The sequence below is a fragment of the Peribacillus sp. NPDC097895 genome, from assembly GCF_050277555.1.
Classification (GTDB): domain Bacteria; phylum Bacillota; class Bacilli; order Bacillales; family DSM-1321; genus Peribacillus.
This window is the reverse complement of record NZ_JBNNSH010000001.1, coordinates 102,588-125,255: the sequence shown is the minus strand read 5'-3', so window position 1 is coordinate 125,255 and position 22,668 is coordinate 102,588. Positions and strand designations below refer to the sequence as shown.

The window sequence follows — 22,668 nt, the reverse complement described above, 5'->3', positions numbered from 1 at the left end:
TTTAGAATGCGGAATGAACGTTCATTCCGTTTATAATTAAAAATGTCTCAAGCGTGCAATCGGACTGCATCCCAAAAGCTTTCTTCCACATCTTCCAAAAGTTTTGGTTCAGGTTCTAACTCCCCGATGCGAACAAGTCGTTCAAGCTCAAGAAATGCTCCGTAAATGATGGCAATCAAAGCTGAAGAAGGAATATCCTTAATTTCTTTTTTCTCTTTTCCTTTATCAAAAAAATTTTTAAATATATCCAATAGCCCTTTAAAGCTAGCATGACTATCTTCATTTAAAAAATGGGCTCCACTATGTATTTTAATAAAATAAAGAGCTTGGTCCTGCTCGGTTGTAAAGTGAACCATTGATTTAAAAATATGGTGAAATTGATTTCGAATTGAATCTTCATGAGGAAATTCATTCTTGACCGTTTCAGTGAAAATATCCAAGTACTCTTGAAAAATCTTGTTGCCCAGCACTTCCTTATTCTCGAAATAGCGATAAATGGTACCCGCTCCAACTCCTGCCGATGTAGCAATCATCGGGATCGTTGTCGCATCATATCCCCGTTCTGCGAATAGCACTAAAGCGCTGGATACTATACTGTCTCGTTTATTTACTGCAGTGATCATAATGATTCACCCCTTTTTTTACAAGTGCGGAATGAATGTTCATTCCTTTTTAATGTAAGTGTATACCCAATAAAATCCCATCTCAATCGCGCATACTACCCATATTTTGTGAATTCTTTGTTAACGGAGGGGGATAAAAGGCTGAAAGTATTTCTTTTTAAGGAATTAAATGGGTACTATAAACCATCGTTTGCCCATATAAAAAAGAGCCGATAGTCACAGCTCTTCAAGTTTAAAACAGGGTGATTTTCATGTTCATCAATTAAATCAAAGGAACTTATGCATGATAATAGCGTTCAGATAGTTTCTTTTTATGGGCGTTGAACACTTCTTCCAATGGGATATTGTACTTGTTCGCAATCACAATCAAGTTTCCTAGCACATCTCCCAATTCTTCGGTTAACTCCTGTTTGTTTTCTTCATACGAACCAATAACCTCATCAGGTCTATCCCTGCCAATTTCAAGGGAGCGAATGGCTCGTGCCACCTCGCCAGTTTCTTCTGCCAAAAAGCCGATGCGAATGAAAATGTCCAATTCTGACCATCCTCGTGCTTCATAATAATCTTTTACCCATTGTTGAAATTCAGTGATGTTCATATTCATCCACCTTTCATTTAGATAATTCAAGTTTAACAAATCTCCTTGAATTTTGTATGATATGAAAGGAAGATTACGAAATGGGAGATGTGATATTTTGAAAAGTCTAGCTGTATTTTGTGGATCAAGCAACGGAGCATCTACTATCTATTTAGAAAAGGCTAAAAAACTGGGTGTGGAACTGGCAAAACGTAATATTACCCTAGTTTATGGGGGCTCAAGCGTAGGAATCATGGGTGCGGTTGCAGATTCCGTTTTAGAAGCGGGCGGAAAAGTAATTGGAGTCATGCCAGAGTTTCTAGAAAAAAAAGAAATTGCACATAAGAGCCTGACTGAACTGATTGTCGTTGAATCCATGCATGAAAGAAAAGCAAAAATGGCAGAGCTTGCAGATGGGTTTATGGTGTTGCCAGGTGGACCAGGAACATTAGAAGAATTCTTTGAAATTTTCACTTGGGCACAGCTTGGTCTTCATCAAAAACCTTGCGGACTCTTAAATATCAATCATTATTATGATCCTTTGATCGCTTTATTCCATCATATGTCCGATGAACAGTTCCTGCATGAAAAATTCCGTTCCATGGCGATGGTAGATGTTGAACCAAGTGGACTTCTTGATCAATTCAATACATATGAACCGCCAACCGTAAAAACTTTCATTACCGAAAACCAAACCTGATAATAAAAAAAACAACCGGCCAAGATCAATAATGACCTTGGCCGGTTGTGATAACTGCTGCGGACTGAAGGGTTAATTGAATATCTGGTTTAAATAATCTCCATGCCCTTTAATAAGTTGCACTTCATGTTCGGATGAGATCCAGAAGAAATGAAATGTCAGCCCCTCTTCATCTCCTCCACCTGTTGGCCGATGATCCCATTCATCAGGAACATTGTATACACGTATTTGATAAAAATATCTATTATGTATGGCACCATCAACCTTCTCCCAAAAATCTTCCGCAATCAATTTCTCCACATGAAAATTTTCCAGACCTGTTTCTTCTTTCATTTCCCTAATCACCGCTTGGTAAGGATCTTCCTGAGGCATCACTGTTCCCTTGGGTATCTGTATCCCCGCTTCCCTAATGGGATGTTGAAAAACCAATACCTGTGTTTCTCCCTTATTGATTCTTGTCACATACCCGTAAGCTTTTTTTATCGGTATCACCATCATTCCCCCGTTATTGCAAATGATAGATCAATCACCAAAAGCAAATATGAGCTCTGTCTCGCATACAGTTTCTCCATCGACAGTAGCCCTTCCTTTTCCTTTACCGATAGGGCCTTTCAAGCGAGTAATCTCCACTTCTAAACGTAATTGGTCCCCTGGACTTACTTGCTTTTTAAAACGACATCCATCAATCCCAGCCAATAGCCCAATACGACCTTGATTTTCGTCTTTTGTAAGCATAACAACAGCACTTACCTGTGCTAAAGCCTCCACGATCAATACACCTGGCATCACTGGGTAATTTAGAAAATGCCCATTAAAAAACGCTTCATTTGCTGTTACATTTTTAAGGGCCACCGCCCTCTTTCCTTCTTCCAATTCCAAAACTCTATCAACTAAAAGAAATGGGTAGCGATGCCTGATAATGTCTTTGATTTCCTGGATATCAATCAATGGTAAGTCCCCCTTTTCGATGGATTGCTTTCACTTTATTTTACCATCAGTATCATCATATGGATATTTTTGTATTTACCATTTAACAAAAAAAGGCTGCCTGAGCAACCTTTGATCTCGTTTAAAAATCCTTTGATTTTTTTTCCTTCAATTTAGTTAACGGGGATAGAACCATTTGTTCATACCTCGCGTAACCCCCTAATAATTTATGAATCAAGCTTATTTTAGGAACGACAAGGTAAACCACCAAGCCTGAAATGGTGCTCAGTATAGCTCCTGCCAGTACATCCGCAGGAAAGTGGACACCTACCCAAATACGGGAAATACCAACAAGTAAAGCCAGCATGATCCATAACAACCACCATCCTCTTTTGAAAAGCCAAAAGGATACACAAAACGAGAAAAACAAAATGGTATGGTCGCTTGGAAATGAATTATCCACTGCTTTTTCGATTAACTTATTAACATTGGTCAATTCAGCAAATGGCTGATTGTTCGAATGCAATCTCCCTGCCATTTTCCCCATCATTTCAGCTATTACAAACGTAATCATCCCACAAACAACCATCATTCTACTCTGTTCATTTCGAGTTAACCATATTACGATGACAGCTAAAGCGAAGAAAAATACCATGTACTCGGCAATGAAAATGGCAGAAGAGTTTAAATAAGTGTATTGTTTCCCTAAGTCATTTATCATTCTAAATCCAGTAATGTTCAGTTCAAAAAAATCCATTATCTACCCAACTTTCCGCTTTTTCTTATATATTAAAGAGAAAGGGAGTAAATCGCCATCGTTCTTCCTAACAGTTTAAGCTGCCATCTTACAATATTGTCACCTGGTTATTGAGAAATTGTATGATAAAAGAGAAGGGGTGAAAGAATGAAAATCAATCATTTAAATTTAACTGTTAATGACGTTACAGCAACACGTGAGTTTTTAGAAACATATTTTGGACTGACCTGTACAGGAAGTCGCGGGGACGGGTTCGCCGCAATGTTAGATGACGATGGTTCCGTTTTGACACTAATGAAAGGACGAAATGTACAATACCCCAAGACTTTTCATGTTGGATTCATTCAAGAAAATGAAGAACAAGTTAACAGAATCAATCAACGATTGAAAGTTGATGGATTCATGGTTAAACCTCCACAACACCTACACAGATATACTTTCTACGTAGAGGCGCCTGGAGGATTTAGCGTTGAAGTACTGTGTTAAACTATCGGAGCTGTCTTAAAGACAGCTTTTTTATTTGTGCAAAACAGGGGAAGTGGTTTCTAAAAAGTGCACCTCCAAAATTTCATCTTATGAACAAACCTGGAGACTATTTGTGTCATTATCATGATTAGAGCATAAGATTATATAACCCATTTAATTCCTTTTTAAAAACTAATAAGGAGATGTTTCGATATGTCAGGTTGTGAAAGTGGTTTTGGATTCGGCGGAGGTTTCGCCTTTATAGTCGTATTGTTTATACTCTTAATCATTGTCGGCTGTAGTTGTGCCGGCGGCGGTTACGGCGGCGGTCAAGGATATGGCGGATACTGCTAATATAGAATGAAAAAAACCGACCTTAAATGGTCGGTTCTTTTATTTTGATTCCCATCTCCAAGATAAAAAGCTTAATTTGGGCACATATTCTTCCACCTTTATCATAAAAATAAAAGCCGTTCAACTTACCCAACTTCGGGCAATTCTCCAACAACCTGCTTTCCTACGAATTTTAATAAAGCTCGACCGTTCATAAAATTTAGTATAATGGAAGTATCAGTACAAGGGGGTACAACATGCCGCAAAGACAGAAAAGGTCTCATACTGTAATCATTGTCATTCACGAAATTTATGGAATTAACCAACATATACAAGGGTTTTGTGAATTATTATCAAAGCAGAATTTCGATGTCATTTGTCCAAATTTATTAGCACAGGAGACACCTTTTGATTATTCCCAAGAGGAAGCGGCTTATCATTATTTCATGAAGAACATAGGTTTCTCAGGCGCTTTACAAAAAATAAAAGATATTATATCGGATGTTAAAGATGAATATCAAAAAATATTTATCATTGGATTCAGCGTAGGAGCAACTGTAGCTTGGCTGTGCAGTGAGGAAGGAAGTGTCAATGGAATAGTTGGATACTACGGTTCTCGCATTAGGAATTATGTGGAATTGGAGCCTCAATGCCCTACACTGCTATTCTTTCCGGAAGAAGAACAATCCTTTAATGTGGATGAATTGATTTCAACGTTAAAAATAAAGCATATAGACATACATAAATTCAATGGAAAACACGGATTCAGTGACCCTTACACTTTAAAATATAATGTTGAATCCGCTCAAAGGGCATTTAGCACCATGATGAATTTTTTTACGAAGCATTAGAACCTAAGTAACACTAAGCCACCTGGTCTTTCATTCAACTTTACATTTTGTATTGATCCAATGTATTGAACCCGCATCACTATGGGGATGACAGTCTGTTTGAATCTTTTTGTACTCTATTGCCAATTCTGTTAGAGAAAGCTTCGAAAGCTGTTCCTCACTCTTATTTACATGATAGATCATGAGTTTATAGATTAATTCCTTCCGTTTTTCTTCCACACCCTTTCTCATGTCGCCATCTCCTTTTTTGTTATTTGATGGTGTTAGAAGCATAAATAAATCGGGTTGAAGCAAGAAGCGATGAGGAATACCTGTTCCAACAGTTCAACGTACCACTCCCTGCCCGAAATATTGAATTAATGGATATTCAAACAGGGCTCGTCAGAAGGCAAGGATTCATTCTTTTTTATTTTCATATATTCTTCCTCTAAGTCGGTTAAGGTTAATTCAAATAAATGGGTGTCATTCTTTTTATAAATTCCCTCGTTAATCAATTTGTTAATAAGAAAGTTTCTTTTATTCTCAATAGCTTTACGTAATAATATCCCCATAATAAAAACCCCCTTTATTATCTGAACAACTACGGTGGAATCATTCGGTCGGGATCTGCCTGCTTGCCCTTTCACCAAAAAAACCGGAGACATCTCTTTACATGAAAGAAAAGTCTCCGGTTATCCGGTCAATTAACCTATAATCCCTATTCAATTACTAGGTATTGTTATTTTTTATAATACTAACTCTGTGATCCGCAGTCAACAATAAATTTTTATTTTTCTAAATTTATTGGGCTTGATTCTTTCTAGAGTAACTTTTTTTATCATTACTTTGGCTTGGCTTCGCTTCATGAAATGCGGTTTTAACTTTATCCAAAAGGTCTTTATCTGAAATCAAGCGATAACCTGTTAGTGCAAGAGCTTTTGCTCCAGTGAGGATGGCTTTGTCTCCTCTTGGGGATTTCGCGCAATCACGGAATTCATTCGTATGGGCAATCAACTCGTCTGGTCCAATTTTTATATATGGATGGGCTGTCGGTACCACATGGCTTACATTTCCTGCATCTGTCGAACCAAAACCATCCTCTTTTCTAGGAGCCACTTCTTCCCCTAATTGCGTCAGTTCTTCTTTTAACAGGTCGTCCAGGACTGGATTGATCACAAAATCGAGTACTTCATTTTGGAAACGTTCGACTTCAACCGTACTTCCTGTGGCAAGTGCCGCCCCTTTTGCCACATCACGTATTTTCCGAGATACTTCTTCGCATAGTTCCCATGTTGTTGCCCTGATGTAGAACCTGGCGGAAGCATATTCAGGAATGATGTTAGGCGCTTCCCCGCCATTGGTGATTATTCCATGGATTTTGACCTCGGATGGGAGCTGCTGTCGTAAAGCATTAATGCCATTGAACAGCTGAATCACCCCGTCAAGAGCATTCACGCCTTGTTCAGGAGCTGCAGCTGCATGTGCTGATTTTCCATAAAAATGAAAATCAAGTGGGTCGACAGCCAAAAACGGACTTGTTACACCCGTTTTTCCAGCAGGATGGATAATGATGGCTGCATCCACCTCATCAAATAGACCATGCTTCACAAAGCTGCCTTTTGCACTACCATTCGGCCCGCCCTCTTCAGCAGGCGTTCCGAAAACAATCACTTCTCCCCCTGTCTCCTCCAGCACTTGAGCCAAGGAAATTCCTGCTGCTACACTCGTTGTGCCAATGATATTATGGCCGCAAGCATGACCTAAACCAGGCAATGCATCATACTCGGCTAAAAAGGCAATTGTGGGGCCATTCTTTAAAGAGGTTTTTTTGGCGATGAATCCTGTTTCATGCCCAGCTATATTGCGGCTCACTTCAAATCCTGCATCTTGAAGTAATTTGGTTAACGTATCCGAAGCGAAGAACTCTTGATTGCCAATTTCGGGTTTGGCATGGATGGCTTGACTCGTTTCGACATATAATTTGGAATGCTGATCGATGTGATCTGCAATGATTTGCTGATGCGACTTCACTAGTTCAATTCCCATATTCTTATCTCCCCTTTTATTTATTGGGTATAAAAAGCCGGATAGGTATCTTGAATCTATCCGGCAATTTTTCACTTTGTTTCAATCATCATTTTTCATTAGCCGGTTTTGTCCAGGCATCTTGGTAATTCACTAATTCATCTACAGATACATATGCAGGAATCGTGTTTCCGTCAAACGTTTTTTCAATGAACGCTTCCACTTCTTTCGATTGGTAAAGTTCTACTAATTTTTGCAGCTCAGGACGATCGGCATCTCCCTTTTTCACCGCAATGATATTAATATATGGTTTTGCCGTTTTACTTTCATGGAATAATGCATCTTTTAAAGTAAGGCCTGCTTCAACGGCAAAGTTGTTATTAATCGCAGAGGCATCGGCATCATCCAATAGACGCGGCGTATTGCCGGCAGCAACAGGTTTGATTTTCAATTTTTTCGGATTATCTTTAATGATTTCCAATGATCCAGACCCATTGAATTCCTCTTTCAATGTAATCAAGCCAGCGTCTTGAAGAAGGAGTAATGCACGGCCAAAGTTTGTAGCTTCATTCGGAACGGCAATGGTAGCTCCATCCGGTAGACTTTTAAGGCTTTTATGCTTTTTCGAAAAAAGACCCATTGGCGCAATGACAGTCGACCCGATGGCTTCTAATTTCAAATTTTGATCTTGAACGAATTCATCGAAGTAGGCAACCGTTTGGAATGAATTCGCATCAATTTCTCCTTCACTTAACGCAAGATTCGGTTGGATATAATCGTTAAAAGTGACCAGTTCGATATTCAGGCCTTTCTTTTTCGCTAAGTCGACAATGTATTCCCACGTTCTCGTATCCCCGCTGCTGACACCCACTTTTACTGTTTTTACATCATCTGAGCCTCCTGCTGCACCTTCTTTGCTCCCACATGCTGCAGCCACGACGGCCAATGCCAATACGATGATTGTTAATAAGATTTTCTTCATTTTTCCTGCCTCCTCAAATTTTTATCTTCTTCTGATTTTTTTTGAAACGAAATTCCCGGTGGATTGCAGTAATTGAACGATGATCACGAGCGCCGCTACGGTGACGACCATCGTCATCGTATCGAACCTTTGATAACCGTAAGCCAAGGCCAAATCTCCCACCCCGCCTGCACCGACGGCACCTGCCATGGCTGTAGATCCAACAAGGCCAATCGTGGCGGTTGTAAATGTAAGGATCAATGAACTAAGTCCCTCAGGTATCAAAAAGCAATATATGATTTGCCATGTCGTTGCCCCCATTGCCTGAGCTGCCTCGATGATCCCTTTGTCCACTTCCAAAAGGGAGTTTTCCACAAGACGGGCAATATAAGGAGCTGCATAAAAGATCAGTGGAACAATTGCTGCATTCGTTCCTATTGCACTGCCCACAATCATTCTAGTAAAAGGAATCAGTGCGACAAGCAAGATGATGAAAGGAACCGACCGCAATATATTGATGATCGGGTTCAATACATTAAAGATCCATTTATTCTCCAGGATGTGACCGTTCCTTGTAATGACAAGCAGGATACCGAGCGGAAGCCCGATCAATCCGGAAAATACCAATGAGATGGCTACCATATAAAGTGTGTCACCGAAAGCTGTCGACAGCTGCTCGGCCGTTATTTCCATTCCCCAAAGCGTATTACCCATTTATCTGCACCTCCTGGACGAGAATCCCCTCATCTTTAATATATTGATAAGCCTTGTCCACCTCATTTTTGTTCCCTGTCACTTCGATGATCAAATTCCCAAAGGGCGTTTCCTGAATTTCAGAAATATTGGCTGATAATACACTTAAATGCACATCATATTTCTTCGAGATGGTTGAAAGTAAAGGAGTGCCTGAAGTAGTCCCAATAAAGTTAATTTTCCAAATAATCGGGATATGGGACCCTATGCTTTTCAGGAAACTTTGTGGAATCTCGTCATGTATGACCGTTCTCACGAAGTTTTTTGCTATATCCGTTTGCGGCTTCGCAAAAACTTCGAAAACCGAACCTTGTTCAACCACGCATCCGCCTTCCATGACCGCAACCTTATTGCAAATTTCCCTGATTACAGACATTTCATGAGTGATTAATAGAATGGTAATATTGTATTCTTTATTAATTTTCTTTAAGAGCTGCAGAACAGCACTCGTTGTTTGTGGATCCAATGCCGATGTAGCTTCATCACATAATAGGATCGATGGGTTTGTAGCCAATGCTCTCGCAATCCCGATCCGTTGCTTTTGACCGCCGGATAATTGTTCCGGATAACTCTTTGCTTTGCTTGATAAGCCAACGAACTCCAGCAACTCGCCTACCCGCTCTTTGATTTCTTTACTGGGCGTCCCCGACAAAACCAGCGGCATGGCGATATTATCAAAAACGGTCTTTGAATTTAGCAAGTTGAAATGCTGAAAGATCATCCCGATTTTTTTCTTTTCTGCCCGTAATTCCTTCGGGTTCAATGAAGTTAATTCCTTCCCCCCAACGATCACTCGGCCATCTGAAGGATGTTCAAGCAGATTGACTAACCGAATCAACGTACTTTTTCCTGCTCCGCTATAACCGACTACACCGAATATATCTCCCTTTTCTACTGTCAAATTGATTCCTTTCAAAGCTTCAACAGTCTGTTTCTTTGTTTGATAAACCTTTTTAACATTTTGAAACTCAATCATCCTATCTCCCCCCATGTTGTTAATTTCTACAAATTCATTATCAGAGAAGAGCTTTGCAAAGTTTCAAAATGATAGGGTTACATTCGTTTGATGATCCCGTGCTTTGAAAGCCAAACTCACGAGTTAATGCACCATTTTCCCAAATGACAACCATATTCATTGTGAATAAACAAAAGAGGCCTCTTCCGTCATCAGACAGAAGAGGCCTCCTTTAGAAATAAAAAAGAGTAAACTCTTAATTTAATTATCTAAGAAAAGCTCCTTCTTATCTTTCAAACTTTCGTCCGCTGGAATTAGCACAGTATTTTTACAAAAGTAAAAACCCGCTGCCGAGGTATCATAGGGCCAAGTCCCTCCACATCTCTTGATAAGAATTAACGTTATATTTAATTATGTTCTTCACTATATATTCAATTTTCACTAAAGTCAACATAATTTTTATCGTTCTAAATATTTTCATAGTATAGTTATTTAAACATTAAATTATTATATTAATATAGTTTATCTAAATTATTTCACTGCTAGCTCCGTATTTTTTATAATAATTTGCTCATTCTCCATACAGGATACTTTTCATTTTCTTCCCTTATCTTTACCATTCCAGATTTTGTATATAATTGAATCGCCCTCTGATTATCTGGAGAAACTCTTAAATGATATTCGGATACAGTAAATTGCCTGAAAAAGTTTTCTGCATAGCGAACCAATTCCTTGCCAAGGCCTTTATTGCGGTATTCGGGAACAAGATAATATAGATTCACATAGCCAATCTCATTCCCTTCGTACTCCCGAATTTGAAGTTCCATTTGCCCAATTGGTTTTAGGTCCTTTTCAATGATCACTTGTCCATCCGGAAATTTGCGGACCCTTTCTTTCATTCGAATTAGATAAGTATGTTCATCCCCAAAGCCTTCTTCCGATCCAAAACTTACAACAAAGGAATCCTTCCTGAATGTAACGATGATATCTTTATCTTTGTCAATATCAATGGGACGAAAGATCAACTTCATTCACCTCTATCATTTTAGTGAAATAGTAATTCAATAGGCAACTCACACTTTTTTTGATGAAACACTATATTGGGGCCCCTCTTGATAAGGCGATTCAATCGCCTTTCGTTCTTGTGCCTTGATGAAAAAACATTTGCCATCTGCCATTCGTACATTTCCAGATTGAACTTCTTAAGGTATGTTCCACTTTATCTTCATCAAAAATCCGGTACGTGGTCAACACGGTATCATCAGACAATTGATGCATATCAAAATGACTGAGTTTCATTTTCACCGCTCCTGCTCCCTCTTGCCCCATAAAATCGCTTTTGGACCATATGTTACCCGAACTGCCGAACTCAAAGAAATCATCTTTCAATAATGATTGAAGCTCTTCTGAAGATGTACGGATTTCAGATTTTAATAATTTCTCCTCCAGCTGGTACAAATGCGCTTTTAACACCGAGGCTTCATTTTCCATTCATCTTGACCTCCTTCTCCCTTGAAATTCGACTGCTTTTCAACCTAATTGGAAAATGGTGTATAATTTATACATAGACTTTCATACGGAGGTTCATGCTGTCAAAGATTTTTTATCCAGCTCTTTGCTGATTATTAGTTGGTTAATATTTGCGTTCAGCATCATTTTTTTCATCTTTTCGTTTTTAACCTTTTTTGCCATACCTATTTTCTTATTAATATTTTCAACCGGCTTACTTTGTTTCCATATTTCTAAGAAACTGGACTCACGAAGGCAAAGGCTTAGAGTTTCTTACGATTATTCCACATTACTGGCGGTAATTCCTTTTTGACTGGCAGTAATGTGGAATATTTAGTCCCAAACCCATATAATTCGTCCTACTTCGGAATAATTCGACCTAAATCAGATTATTCCGACCTAAATCGAATTAATTCGCCCTACAACCGATTATTCCATCCTAAGTCAAAATAATTCGTCCTACACCCTATTCTAGGCCCTTCATCATGGAAACCATAAAAAAAGAGCTGCCATTTGCAGCTCCTTCTTCTGTGCATCCGTTTGTTTTCCTATCGTGATAGGGTACCTTGCAGACGATTCGTTTCGGCAATTACTTTTTCTTCATCGATCGTTAAGCAGCCGCCATCTTTTACGACCATTTTGCCATCAATGTATACATCGCATACATCATTTCCGCGTGCTGCATAAAGCAGGTGCGAATAGGCTTCACTCAATGGCTGCAGGTGTTCTTTGTTATATGGGTAAATGGTGATGAAATCTGCTTTTTTACCAGCTTCCAGTGATCCTGTATGACCCATGCCTATCGCTTCGGCGCCCATTCTCGTGGCCATGGCGAGTGCCGTTTGTGCCGGGAATTTAGTGGCATCCTTATAGATTCCTTTTTGCAGTAATGCAGCTGTCCTCATTTCTTCGAACATATCGAAGTTGTTATTGGAGGCGACGCCATCCGTTGCAACTCCCACTTTAATGCCTGCATCAAGTAGGCTGACGACGTCTGCTATTCCAGATCCGAGCTTCAGGTTACTGATAGGATTATGGGCAACGCGTACATCGTGTTGTTTTAGTATCGCCCGCTCTTCATCATTGAGAACCACTCCATGTGCCATTACGGTTGGCTGATCGAACAGCCCTAGACGGCGAAGGTGCTCGACAGGACGGGATCCGTAACGTTTTTCGATGTCGAGGATTTCAAAGTCCGTTTCCGATACGTGAATGTGTACCATCAAATCATTCTCTTTTGCAATCCGTGCACTTTCCAGAATCGCTTCAGGTGTGCAGGCATATGGGCTGTGTGGTGCGACCATGGTAGTGAGGCGGCCATCGGCAAACGTTTTATAGTTTTTTGAAAACTGCTCAGCCCCCATGAGGTTCGCTTTTTGATCTTTTTCCGTACCTAAGCTGAAGATCGTATAGGAAAAGGCTCCGCGCATTCCTGTTTCGCCTATCGTTTCCATGACAGCACCTGCGTCTATTCCATTAGGGTTAAACATATCCGAAAATGTCGTGGTTCCTGATTTCATCATTTCCATAATGCCAAGCTGAGAGCTTACAGAGGCGATTTCCGTTGTAAACTGGCTTTCAATCGGCCATATTTTCGTTTCAAGCCATGGCTTCAGCAGCATATCGTCCCCGATACCGCGTAAAAGGGTCATTACAATATGCGAATGGGCATTCACAAGGCCTGGCATGATCCATTTTCCGCCAAGGTTAACCACTTGATCTGCATCTGCCAATTGTTGTTCATCATGCTGGCCCATGTAGGATATGGTTTGGTCTTTTACAATCATCATGCCGTTTTCAAAGATTTGATTTTCCTTGTCCATCGTAAAAAAGGTAGCATTCACATATATTGTTTTCATTAATATTTCCTCCAAAGTCGTCTCATTGATCAACATGTTCTATTCCGCATTCTAAACTAGCACCATATAGGTAATCAAGTAATTCCATATTATCAGGGGCCATTTCCATTTACCTTAGGAACCTATTGGAAGAGCTCCAAGATGATTGCTATCTTTAATCTCCGTTCAATCAGCAAACCACCATTGCCATTCAGGAGGCAAAATCAATTGTTTAAAAAAAGCTTCCCTCTATTGCTCTCAGGGGTATCGGTGACAATAATGGCATCTTGCACATCTTCAAGGCTGTAGAAGGAATCCGGCATCATGAACTTCAACCTTTTATCATTAATGAACCCCATCAAAAGGTTAAACGTTTCATGCCAAGTTTGAACGGAAGCCTTCTGATTCCAATGCCGAAGATGAAACATTTCAACATTCACTTTTGTACTTTGGGAAATTCCCGCCCAATTTACAGACTGTCCTGATAAAAGGCCAATCGTTAATAAGATGCCATTAGGCCGAACGCAAAAGGCTAGCTCTGAACCATCGATGCCGCCCACTGAGTCAATGGCCGCTTTCGCTCCGCGCCCATTCGTCCATTCCATCACTGTATCATGCAATGATGATTGGGACGTATCGATCACATATGACGCACCAAGTTTAAACAGTTCTTCCGTATACTTATTGTTTCTCGTTACAGCAATCAGCTTAAATCCAAGAATCTTGGAAAACTGGGTAAAGATACGGCCAATGGAAGATCCGCAAGCATTTACGAGTAATACATCATCCGGTTTCAATGCTAATACTTCTGTACAAATTAACCATGCGGTAATCGGATTTATATATAATTGCGCTGCTATATTATCCTCGATCGAATCCGGAATGACGATGGCCAACTCCGCAGATGTTTTAACATACTCCTGCCAGGTCCCTTCACCTCGCAAAGGCAGAACACGCTTGCCTATCAGCTCTTTCGAAACCGATGGACCCACATCTTCTACAATGCCGACCCCTTCATAACCAGGTATGGAAGGCAAGGGAATTCGGTGGGAATATGCACCACGAATGGGCAGCAAGTCAGAAGGGTTAATGGGACGTGTGGTCATCCGAACGAGGACTTCCCCCTCGAATGGTTTTTGAATAAATTTATTTTCAACTTTTAAAACCTTTTGCGGATTCCCAAACTCATAGAATTTAACACATTTGGCTTCCAAAATAATAAGTCTCCTTTAATATATAAGTCTATCTATTTTATCATTTAACTGAACCTGGCCAGTATTCTAAAAAACATAAAGAGCTGTTAACTCTGGAATGAATGTATTGTGGTTTTCCACGAGTTAATAAAAAAAGGTTGCCGCGGCAACCCAGGTTTTGAAGTAAACATTCTTTTGTTAAATAAGAATTTATTCATAACTTTTCTAATATAAAACCCCTATCAGTTTAATTCGGCATTTGACCCGGGATATTTCACAACAGGCCATTTCTCTTTTCGTAGTGAATTGAGTAATTCTGACCCAACATTCAAGTTGCTTTGAACTAGTTCTTTAGGAGTCAGTGCCATCCACTGGTTTAGAGATGCGTCTACAAAGCGATTACTTTTGAACATTTCTAAAAACCATAACGTTTCGGTACCGGTGTTCTGAATATAGTGCCCAGTATCAAAGGGTACATGTCCGACATCACCTGCTCTATAATCAAATGTACGAGCTGTACCGTTTCCAGTAAATACTGTCATGCGTCCTTTTCCAGTAAGGTAATACTGCCACTCGTCGTTATCGGGATAGGTTGTGGCACATACCCGTCCATTTGATTAATCGTTCGTTTTTCCATCAAAAGGCACCTCTTTTTGGCATTATAAAGGGATAAGCCTTATGGTAGTCTTATGATTTGGGCTTCGAATGTATGTAACTGTGCCTATTGTGAAAAAACAAAAGGCATCCCCTTTTGAAGGAATGCCGCTTTAATGTTGGTTGGATAAATATAAAAATCTACCGCTAACGTCTTGATCTATTAATTGGGAAAAAACTACTTTTAATGATCTTGAGATAAACCAATTGGAATGCATAGAGGCGTTTGATCAACTGGATTTTCAATAATACAGCATTCCAGTCTGAAGACGTCCTTGATCATATCTTTTGTAAAGACCGTTTCAGGCGGTCCTTCTTTATAGATTTTTCCCTTAACGATGCTAATTAGATGATCGGCATACTGTGCCGCTTGATTCAAATCATGTAGAACCATGACAATCGTGCGCCCATAAGTTACATTTAAATCGCGCAGTAACTCCAATATTTCAATTTGGTGTGCTAAGTCCAGATAGGTCGTCGGTTCATCTAATAGTAAAAGGTCGGTTTCTTGTACTAAAGCCATCGAAATCCATGCTCTTTGCCTTTGTCCTCCAGATAATGCATCCAATGTCCGATCAGCAAATTCCGTCATTTTTGTTGCTGATAATGCACGGTCGACAATAGCATGATCTTCTGGGGTTTGTCTGGAAAATAAGCCTTTGTGCGGATGCCTGCCATAATAGCATAGCTCTTTAACGGTTATATCTTCAGGAGCTTCCGGAGCTTGGGGTAAGATAGCCAATTTCTTTGCCACTTCCTTGGAAGATTGCTGATGAATAGCTTTTCCATCTAAATAGATCGTGCCTTCTTGAGGTATTAATAATCTAGCTAAAGACCGTAGAATGGTAGATTTGCCACAACCATTGGAACCAATGATTATACTGATCTTACCTTCAGGAATTTCTAAATCGATATTATCAATGATTTGAGTTGATCCATAAGAGAGAGAAAGATGCTCTGCTGATAATGTTGTCATGATATTCAGCCTTCCTTATGTTATTTTTCGTTCACGACGTAATAGATATAAAAAATATGGTACTCCAATCACAGCAGTGATAATTCCGGCGGGTATTTCTACTGGAGGGAATAATCCTCTTCCAAGACTATCGGCAACGAGTAGAAAGATAGAACCGAAGAGAGCTGAAGCAGGAAGTAAAACCTTAAATTTAGACCCTACCACTCTCCGGGCAATATGGGGGGCGATTAAACCAATAAACCCGATGGAACCAACTGCAGCTACACATACTCCGATTAAAATGACAGAAACACTTAACAATATATAACGCAGTAATTTTGATCTTTCACCGAGACCTGTAGCTATTTCGTCTCCAAGACTCAGTACATCCATTTTAGACGTTAATGCAATTAATACCGGGACAAGAACAAGACATGGAAGCAAAAAGAATACTTGGTCCCATCCTCTTCCCCATAGACTGCCTGTCAACCAAAGAAGTGTCGTATTTACATCATCCGGGAACTTGACCATGAAATACTCTATGCCCGCTTGACATATTGCCCCTAAAGCAATTCCCACAAGAGCTATTGTATTTGGTTGAGCTCCTTTTTTATAAACGAATATCATCAAAATCGCCGCCATGATCGCTGCTCCGATGAAAGCTGAAAGGGGCAGAATGATAATGGGCGATTGTGGAAACAAAACTATCACTATAACAGCTGCCAATCCCGCCCCCTTTGTTACCCCAATCACATCGGGAGAAGCCAATGGATTTCGAAGGACTCCTTGCAAAATAGCTCCAGCCGTTGCCAATCCGGCTCCCACTATCACAGCAATTACAATCCGTGGTATACGATAGTTGTGCAGAATAAATGTCTGACCCTGTATGCCATTACCAAGGAAATTTTCGATGATTTCTAAAGGCGAGATATAAATGGCGCCTAACCCCAGGCTCACCATTGATAAAATTAGCATAGTTATTGTCAGCATCAGGAGTATTGCATAAGGGTGTAAAGGTGATTTCGACCCAAATATCCGTTTTAGTTTCATTGCTTAATATTCCTCCCTCTCTTCGCTAAATAAAGGAAGAATGGCGCACCGATAATAGCTGTTACGATTCCTACTGGCGACTCAAAAGGATAAGCGATAAACCGGGCAAGAATATCGGCGTAAACTAAGAGTAAAGCGCCGAATAATGCAGAAAAAGGGATGATTCTTCGATAATCCCCGCCCACCAGTCTCCGGACGATATGAGGAACGATCAATCCAACAAAACCCACTGGGCCAGCGACGGCAACCGAAGATCCTGCCAAAATAATCACCAATATTCCTGCTAAAATACGGATTCGATACACCCGTTGCCCAAGTCCTTGCGCCATGTTTTCTCCTAATACAAGAATGGAAACAGACCGAGAGAACAAGGTAGCAACAAATAGCCCGGAAAGAGACCAGGGAAGAATCATGTTAACATGCGTCCAGGTTTTTCCATTAATAGACCCAACTAACCAATAGAGCACATCTTTCGCTTGTTCATTAAAGATGATCATTCCTTGCGTTAAAGAAGATAAAAAAAAGTGAACAGCCATTCCAGCCAATGCCAGCTTTACTTGTGTCATTCCTCCTCCCGAAGCAAAAGAATAGACTGCCATCCCTCCGACTGCTGCACCAACAAATGCAAGGCAAACAAGAGAGACGGAAGATAGGTTAGGAAAGAAAACAAAAGCGGACACAATAAAAAATGAAGCACCGGCATTAACACCAAATACTTGTGGAGAAGCTAATGAATTCCGGGTAATAGCCTGCATGAGAGCGCCTGCCACTGCTAAATTAGCACCGACTAATGCTCCAACTAAAGCTCTAGGTAATCGAAGAGTCCTTATAATAGTCTGTTCTTTGGACGAGTCCACCTCAAAAAAGGACTTCATAACCATTGATACATCTATATCGGCCGCTCCCACAGAAATACTTGTTATGACTCCTAAAATCAACAAAACCATACCAGCTATTGCTGTACTATGCACTCTCAATTTACTTCTAACTACATTTTCCATTGACTATACAACACACTTCCTAACAAAATTTATAATGGAAAGAGAAGTAAGAATTAGATCTCTTACTTCTCTTTTGTTTCTTTATTCTTCACCAAGCATTTTTAACGTATCTTTAGCAATGGCCTCTGCGGATACAACACCACGGTATCTCGTCCATAAATCACGATCAACACTATAAACTTGTCCGTTTTTTACAGCCTTTAGGTCTTTCCAAAGAGGATTGTCTTTCCACTCATCAGTAAGTAACTTACCCTCATTGTTCGCCAAAAGCAGCACATCTGGATCAATCTCGACAAGCTGCTCCAGATTCATTTCAGCATGTGGCTGATCCTGCTGAATCGCATTTTTCAATCCCATACGTTCAAGCAATTCTCCATCATATGAAGAAGAAGTATGGGCTTGGAACGAAGTATCCCGTACGACTGCAGGTAAAACCGTCATATTTGAATCGACATTAAGTTTTGCTTTAAGTTCCTCAATCGTTTTTTCATGCTCGCTTAATCTTTTTTCAGCAGCCTCTTCGTGATTTACTGCCTTTGCAATCGTTTTAAAAGAATCCAAGTTTTCTTGATAGGTAGATTCACGACTTTTCAAGATAACGGTAGGAGCAATCTGCTGTAAATCTTTATAAATACCTTTATGACGCTCAGCATCTGCAATGATTAAATCAGGCTGTAAAGAACTGATGACCTCTAAATTAGGCTGTTCACGCGTTCCTACAGAAGTATACTCTATTTCGTGACCTACAAGTTTTGTAATCATATCTTTTTTGTTGTCATCTGAAATTCCAATAGGTTTCAATCCTAGAGCATTTAAAGAATCAACGAAAGATAACTCAAGGGTAACTATTTTTTTAGGAGTATTTTTAATTTCCGTTTCTCCCATTTCATGCTTAATCGTTCTTGTTTCTTGATTCTTTGTTTCAGTAGATGTCTTCTCCGCTTCTTTAGTTTGAGAGGTATTACATCCTGATAACACCATCATAATCGTGAATAACAGGATTAATATTCCTCCCCCAAATGTTCTTACTTTTTTAGATTCCCGCATTTTTTGCACCCTTTCTGTCATCTACCTATGTAATATTTCATATTCAACGAGTGGATCATAATTGAAAATGATTATCATTATCCTGCTGTTATGATAAAGTCATAGATTAATACCGTCAATATTAATAAGATTTTGTGAATAAAAATCATTATGTCCATTAAGACATCCTATATATTTTTAATTATTCACAACAACCTCTGATTCGTGAAGTAAGCAGAATGGCTTGAAGTAGACTTGGATTTTTCGTCATATCATCGGCTTTCTCGATTTGACGTCTATCTGATCGAAAAAAAAGAGATAGTCATTTATGACTATCTCCCAGACTATAGACTACTCGAAAATTTTTTTGGATGTTTAAAATTTGAACAAGATCTCCACTCCAGGCACTCGCTTTCGGAGTAGCTAATATTCATGTTGTGTTAGCTATTTGATTCTTTTTGCATTACTACCTTGTGCTCCACTGTTGTTGTCTCCAAAATATCATGATCTTCATGAGTATTAGTATTGTTTTTTGTCATCACACTGACAACCACTAAAACTACGACATTAACAAATAGGGCGATAATTCCTACATTCAAGTCTTTAATTGCTTGAGGCAGATAAGGAAACAGCTGACTGATTTTGATGTTCCCTAGTTCCATAATAGAGACTAGCACTCCTCCTGTTATAATCCCGGCAAATGCTCCTTGTTTGGATACAAAATTCTTTCTCATCAAACTTGCGAAAAAGGCAGGAGCAAGTTGTGTAATGAAATTATAGGCGATTAAAGCTAGACTAAAGAGGGTGTTTCCACCTTTAAAGGTCAAGTAAATCCCTACAAGAGAAATGAGGGGAACCAAGTATTTTACCAGTTTAGCAATTTGATTTTCCGTTGCCGATGGAGTGAATACGCTATATACATTTTTTGCAAGCAATGTTGATATGGACATCAGCAGCATGGAACTTGGCACTAGAGCGGCTAACACGCCAGTTCCACCAATTAAGCCTACAAACCATGGATCAAAATTCTGTTTAGAAAGCTGCAGCAAGATAAGATCGGCTTCGCTGCCTTTTAATCCAGGCGTCTGTAAGATAGCTGCAAATCCGACAAAAAAGGCAAACAACAATATCAATTGGTACATCGGCATTAGGATTGCATTTTTCCGTAGGGCTTTTTCGCTAGAAGCAGCATAAATAGGAGAAAACCCATGCGGCCACATATAAAATCCAATAGAGCTTAATATAACGGTCGATATATACCACGAAGCACTCATTCCTTGATCCGGAAGTATGGTATAGTTCGGCTTTGCATTTTCAATGGCCTCATACATAGGCTGAAGACCGCCATAATAATGAAGAGGGAAATAGACTCCTAAAAATACGACAATGCCAAGAATCAGAATATCCTTCAAAATAGCTGTCCTGGCAGAACCGTGGATACCGGAAACCATTACAAAAATGGTTACACCAATTGCTCCTACCCAAATGGCAGCTGTAGAAGAAATGGCCCCATAGGATGTTGCAGAAACGATATATCCTAACCCCTTCAATTGCAGGACTAAGTAGCAAGTACAAGCTATGACACCTATTACAGCGACAAGCACACCAAGATAAGGACTTTGATATTTTTTTACAAAAAAATCTGATTGGGAAACTAATTGGTGTTTCTTGGCATACCTCCAGATAGCAGGAAATGTCCAGTAGGAGATGACTGTAGCCAGACAGCCGTATGATACGATACTAAAGATTGAACCTCCTTCCCCATAAGCCGATCCACTTGCACCTAAAAAGGTAAAGGTCGTATACATTTCACCTGCGGACAAGAGGAAAATCAAAAGGGCTCCCATTCCGCGTCCCCCAACTGACCACTGTTCTAAGTTCATTTCTTTCCCTTTTTTAGCCTGGATACCAATCAAAACAGAAATGATGAAAAAAAACAGGATGAATAACACGGCAATATTCATCTGGGATCTCCCTTCTGATTAGCAGGATCTAATAGATAGATAATCCCCATAATACCTGTTGTTAGTACAGACCAGAGTACAATCCAAAAGTGAAAAAATGGCATTCCTAGAACATAGGGAGTCACTTTATTTGTAAACAAAGCTCCTACAATAAAACCAAGAAAAGGGATAATTCCGAGCCAATAAATTTTTTTCATTCTCATCCCCCCCTAGTTTGTTAGATTTAACATTTTAAAAGTTCCATGAACAAATAACTTCACCCCATATTGTAAAGCCTGTTCATCAACAGTAAATTTGGGATGATGGTGAGGATATATAATCCCTTTTTCTTCATTACGAGCTCCGATTACAATGTAAGATCCCGGAACTACTTTTTGAAAAGCAGAGAAATCTTCACTTCCCATAATCGGCTTTAAAATCTCTCGACTCTCTTCACCAAATACTTCACAGACGGTTTCGTCCATCAACCGGGTAACTTCTTCATCATTAATGGTCGGAGCATAACCGAATTGATAATCGAATTCATAAGTAGCTCCATGCGCTTCCGTAATTCCTTTTACTATGCGTTCGATAAAGGTTGGAATTTTTTCCCTCAGTTCCTGATTAAAGCTTCGAACGGAGCCACCAATGCTTACCTTACTTGGAATAACATTAATCGCACTTCCCGCATGGAACTGAGTCACTGAAATCACAAGTGCTTCCTGGGCATCTCGATACCTCGATACAATGTGTTGGAGATTTGATACAACCTGAGTTCCAATGGCAATGGGATCAACGGTAAGTTCAGGCTGTGAGGCGTGCCCCCCCTTACCCACCACGGTAATTGCAAAAGTATCAGCTCCAGCCATCGTTGGACCGTAACTCAAACCAATTTTCCCTAAAGGAAGGGTCGACAAGAGATGCGTGCCAATAATCATATCCACTCCATCAAGCACACCGGCTTTCACCATTTCTTGGGCTCCACCGGGCGGCAGTTCCTCGGCATGTTGAAATACAAAGCGCACCTCCCCTTTAATATGATCCTTTAACTGTGTTAGAATCTTTGCCGCACCAAGCAGCATCGCCGTATGCCCGTCATGTCCGCAAGCATGCATCACGCCTGAATTCTTTGACACAAAGTCATAATCATTCTCTTCTTCAATTGGAAGCGCATCCATATCTGCCCGCAGTGCAATAATCTTCCCAGGATGCTGGCCAATCAAACGAGCTACAATACTCGTTTTTGTCGGACGTGAAATTTCCAAATCACCGAAAGTTTGTAGCGTTTCATAAACAAATTGTGCTGTTTTTACTTCTTCAAAAGAAAGCTCGGGATACATATGTAAATATCTTCGCCATCCAATCACTTCATCTTTCACAGCCTCGATTAAATCATCAATCATTATCGTTTGAGACACCCAATACATCCCCTTTTCATTCAATTTACATGGCAACTTTTATTTTCGGTTAGTTTAAGGAATAAATTCCTTAAATAGAGTATAATATCCCGTGTTCTTTATTTCAATGTTTTTTGAAAATTCTAAACTATTTTATCTGATTACTAGATTTAATGGTGGAAGTTCTCCTTTTAGT

At 39.8% G+C, this 22,668-nt stretch carries 26 protein-coding genes, 1 pseudogene and 1 riboswitch; of the genes and pseudogenes, 4 read left to right on the top strand and 23 right to left on the bottom strand.

Features of this window, described 5'->3' with window-relative positions:
- Positions 1 to 47: 47 nt before the first annotated feature.
- Together ACQKMH_RS00585 and ACQKMH_RS00580 are read right to left on the bottom strand one after the other, a co-directional pair.
- Positions 48 to 623: a TetR/AcrR family transcriptional regulator gene (locus tag ACQKMH_RS00585; RefSeq protein ID WP_427585604.1), complete on the bottom strand. Its 576-nt coding sequence runs from the start codon at positions 621 to 623 to the stop codon at positions 48 to 50.
- Positions 624 to 900: 277 nt separating this feature from the next.
- Positions 901 to 1,221 carry a MazG nucleotide pyrophosphohydrolase domain-containing protein gene (locus ACQKMH_RS00580; protein WP_427585603.1) on the bottom strand — a complete coding sequence of 107 codons (321 nt, stop codon included), beginning with the start codon at positions 1,219 to 1,221 and terminating at the stop codon, positions 901 to 903.
- A 97-nt stretch (positions 1,222 to 1,318) separates the two neighbouring features.
- Here ACQKMH_RS00580 and ACQKMH_RS00575 point away from each other — a divergent pair, with 97 nt between their 5' ends.
- The gene (locus tag ACQKMH_RS00575; protein WP_427585602.1) at positions 1,319 to 1,900 is read left to right on the top strand and encodes a TIGR00730 family Rossman fold protein; all 582 of its coding nucleotides are present in this window, start codon (positions 1,319 to 1,321) and stop codon (positions 1,898 to 1,900) included.
- A gap of 72 nt (positions 1,901 to 1,972) precedes the next feature.
- Here the strand turns inward: ACQKMH_RS00575 and ACQKMH_RS00570 are convergent, their stop codons facing one another.
- The 3 genes from ACQKMH_RS00570 to ACQKMH_RS00560 form a co-directional block, all read right to left on the bottom strand.
- Complete coding sequence (locus ACQKMH_RS00570; RefSeq protein ID WP_427587466.1) at positions 1,973 to 2,395, bottom strand: NUDIX hydrolase; 423 nt, start codon at positions 2,393 to 2,395, stop codon at positions 1,973 to 1,975.
- 27 nt (positions 2,396 to 2,422) lie between these two features.
- On the bottom strand, positions 2,423 to 2,848 hold the full coding sequence (gene fabZ, locus ACQKMH_RS00565; RefSeq protein ID WP_427585601.1) for a 3-hydroxyacyl-ACP dehydratase FabZ: 426 nt from the start codon (positions 2,846 to 2,848) through the stop codon (positions 2,423 to 2,425).
- 121 nt (positions 2,849 to 2,969) lie between these two features.
- Entirely contained in the window at positions 2,970 to 3,584 is a 615-nt protein-coding gene (locus ACQKMH_RS00560) for an undecaprenyl-diphosphatase (RefSeq protein WP_427585600.1), read from the bottom strand.
- A 147-nt stretch (positions 3,585 to 3,731) separates the two neighbouring features.
- On the opposite strand from ACQKMH_RS00560, the gene ACQKMH_RS00555 reads away from it, so the two are divergent.
- The 3 genes from ACQKMH_RS00555 to ACQKMH_RS00545 all read left to right on the top strand — a co-directional run bounded on the left by ACQKMH_RS00555 (position 3,732) and on the right by ACQKMH_RS00545 (position 5,233).
- On the top strand, positions 3,732 to 4,070 hold the full coding sequence (locus ACQKMH_RS00555; RefSeq protein ID WP_427585599.1) for a VOC family protein: 339 nt from the start codon (positions 3,732 to 3,734) through the stop codon (positions 4,068 to 4,070).
- Between the two features lie 192 nt (positions 4,071 to 4,262).
- The gene (locus ACQKMH_RS00550; protein WP_427585598.1) at positions 4,263 to 4,403 is read left to right on the top strand and encodes a YjcZ family sporulation protein; all 141 of its coding nucleotides are present in this window, start codon (positions 4,263 to 4,265) and stop codon (positions 4,401 to 4,403) included.
- A 236-nt stretch (positions 4,404 to 4,639) separates the two neighbouring features.
- A complete protein-coding gene (locus tag ACQKMH_RS00545) occupies positions 4,640 to 5,233 on the top strand; it encodes a dienelactone hydrolase family protein (protein WP_427585597.1) in 594 nt (197 codons plus the stop codon).
- 30 nt (positions 5,234 to 5,263) lie between these two features.
- Here the strand turns inward: ACQKMH_RS00545 and ACQKMH_RS00540 are convergent, their stop codons facing one another.
- From ACQKMH_RS00540 to ACQKMH_RS00455, 18 genes and pseudogenes are all read right to left on the bottom strand, one after another.
- Positions 5,264 to 5,464 (bottom strand): Fur-regulated basic protein FbpA, encoded by a 201-nt coding sequence (locus ACQKMH_RS00540; RefSeq protein ID WP_427585596.1) that lies wholly within the window; start codon positions 5,462 to 5,464, stop codon positions 5,264 to 5,266.
- 125 nt (positions 5,465 to 5,589) lie between these two features.
- Positions 5,590 to 5,784 (bottom strand): Fur-regulated basic protein FbpA, encoded by a 195-nt coding sequence (locus tag ACQKMH_RS00535; RefSeq protein ID WP_427585595.1) that lies wholly within the window; start codon positions 5,782 to 5,784, stop codon positions 5,590 to 5,592.
- Between the two features lie 229 nt (positions 5,785 to 6,013).
- Positions 6,014 to 7,258, bottom strand: a complete 1,245-nt coding sequence (locus tag ACQKMH_RS00530) for a M20 family metallopeptidase (protein ID WP_427585594.1) — start codon at positions 7,256 to 7,258, stop codon at positions 6,014 to 6,016.
- An 88-nt stretch (positions 7,259 to 7,346) separates the two neighbouring features.
- Complete coding sequence (locus ACQKMH_RS00525; protein ID WP_427585593.1) at positions 7,347 to 8,219, bottom strand: MetQ/NlpA family ABC transporter substrate-binding protein; 873 nt, start codon at positions 8,217 to 8,219, stop codon at positions 7,347 to 7,349.
- 21 nt (positions 8,220 to 8,240) lie between these two features.
- Positions 8,241 to 8,891: a methionine ABC transporter permease gene (locus tag ACQKMH_RS00520; protein ID WP_427587465.1), complete on the bottom strand. Its 651-nt coding sequence runs from the start codon at positions 8,889 to 8,891 to the stop codon at positions 8,241 to 8,243.
- Positions 8,892 to 8,904: 13 nt separating this feature from the next.
- Complete coding sequence (locus ACQKMH_RS00515; protein WP_427585592.1) at positions 8,905 to 9,927, bottom strand: methionine ABC transporter ATP-binding protein; 1,023 nt, start codon at positions 9,925 to 9,927, stop codon at positions 8,905 to 8,907.
- Between the two features lie 262 nt (positions 9,928 to 10,189).
- A riboswitch (SAM riboswitch) is annotated at positions 10,190 to 10,301 on the bottom strand.
- Between the two features lie 162 nt (positions 10,302 to 10,463).
- Positions 10,464 to 10,937: a GNAT family N-acetyltransferase gene (locus ACQKMH_RS00510; protein WP_427585591.1), complete on the bottom strand. Its 474-nt coding sequence runs from the start codon at positions 10,935 to 10,937 to the stop codon at positions 10,464 to 10,466.
- 94 nt (positions 10,938 to 11,031) lie between these two features.
- Positions 11,032 to 11,397, bottom strand: a complete 366-nt coding sequence (locus ACQKMH_RS00505; protein WP_427585590.1) for a DUF4440 domain-containing protein — start codon at positions 11,395 to 11,397, stop codon at positions 11,032 to 11,034.
- A 566-nt stretch (positions 11,398 to 11,963) separates the two neighbouring features.
- The gene (locus tag ACQKMH_RS00500) at positions 11,964 to 13,274 is read right to left on the bottom strand and encodes an amidohydrolase family protein (RefSeq protein WP_427585589.1); all 1,311 of its coding nucleotides are present in this window, start codon (positions 13,272 to 13,274) and stop codon (positions 11,964 to 11,966) included.
- Between the two features lie 203 nt (positions 13,275 to 13,477).
- Entirely contained in the window at positions 13,478 to 14,467 is a 990-nt protein-coding gene (locus tag ACQKMH_RS00495) for a zinc-dependent alcohol dehydrogenase family protein (RefSeq protein ID WP_427585588.1), read from the bottom strand.
- 221 nt (positions 14,468 to 14,688) lie between these two features.
- A pseudogene (locus tag ACQKMH_RS00490) lies at positions 14,689 to 15,036 on the bottom strand (cupin domain-containing protein); the annotation flags it as partial.
- Positions 15,037 to 15,284: 248 nt separating this feature from the next.
- Positions 15,285 to 16,076, bottom strand: a complete 792-nt coding sequence (locus ACQKMH_RS00485) for an ABC transporter ATP-binding protein (RefSeq protein WP_427585587.1) — start codon at positions 16,074 to 16,076, stop codon at positions 15,285 to 15,287.
- A gap of 15 nt (positions 16,077 to 16,091) precedes the next feature.
- Positions 16,092 to 17,105, bottom strand: a complete 1,014-nt coding sequence (locus ACQKMH_RS00480; RefSeq protein ID WP_427585586.1) for a FecCD family ABC transporter permease — start codon at positions 17,103 to 17,105, stop codon at positions 16,092 to 16,094.
- Positions 17,102 to 18,106, bottom strand: a complete 1,005-nt coding sequence (locus ACQKMH_RS00475) for a FecCD family ABC transporter permease (RefSeq protein ID WP_427585585.1) — start codon at positions 18,104 to 18,106, stop codon at positions 17,102 to 17,104. The genes ACQKMH_RS00480 and ACQKMH_RS00475 overlap by 4 nt, the downstream gene beginning before the upstream one ends.
- Before the next feature lie 81 nt (positions 18,107 to 18,187).
- A complete protein-coding gene (locus tag ACQKMH_RS00470) occupies positions 18,188 to 19,153 on the bottom strand; it encodes an ABC transporter substrate-binding protein (protein ID WP_427585584.1) in 966 nt (321 codons plus the stop codon).
- Between the two features lie 419 nt (positions 19,154 to 19,572).
- Positions 19,573 to 21,096 (bottom strand): sodium:solute symporter family protein, encoded by a 1,524-nt coding sequence (locus tag ACQKMH_RS00465; RefSeq protein ID WP_427585583.1) that lies wholly within the window; start codon positions 21,094 to 21,096, stop codon positions 19,573 to 19,575.
- Complete coding sequence (locus ACQKMH_RS00460) at positions 21,093 to 21,293, bottom strand: DUF3311 domain-containing protein (RefSeq protein ID WP_427585582.1); 201 nt, start codon at positions 21,291 to 21,293, stop codon at positions 21,093 to 21,095. Before ACQKMH_RS00460 ends, ACQKMH_RS00465 begins: the two co-directional genes overlap by 4 nt.
- Positions 21,294 to 21,305: 12 nt before the next feature.
- On the bottom strand, positions 21,306 to 22,478 hold the full coding sequence (locus tag ACQKMH_RS00455) for a M20 family metallopeptidase (protein WP_427587464.1): 1,173 nt from the start codon (positions 22,476 to 22,478) through the stop codon (positions 21,306 to 21,308).
- Positions 22,479 to 22,668 lie beyond the last annotated feature (190 nt).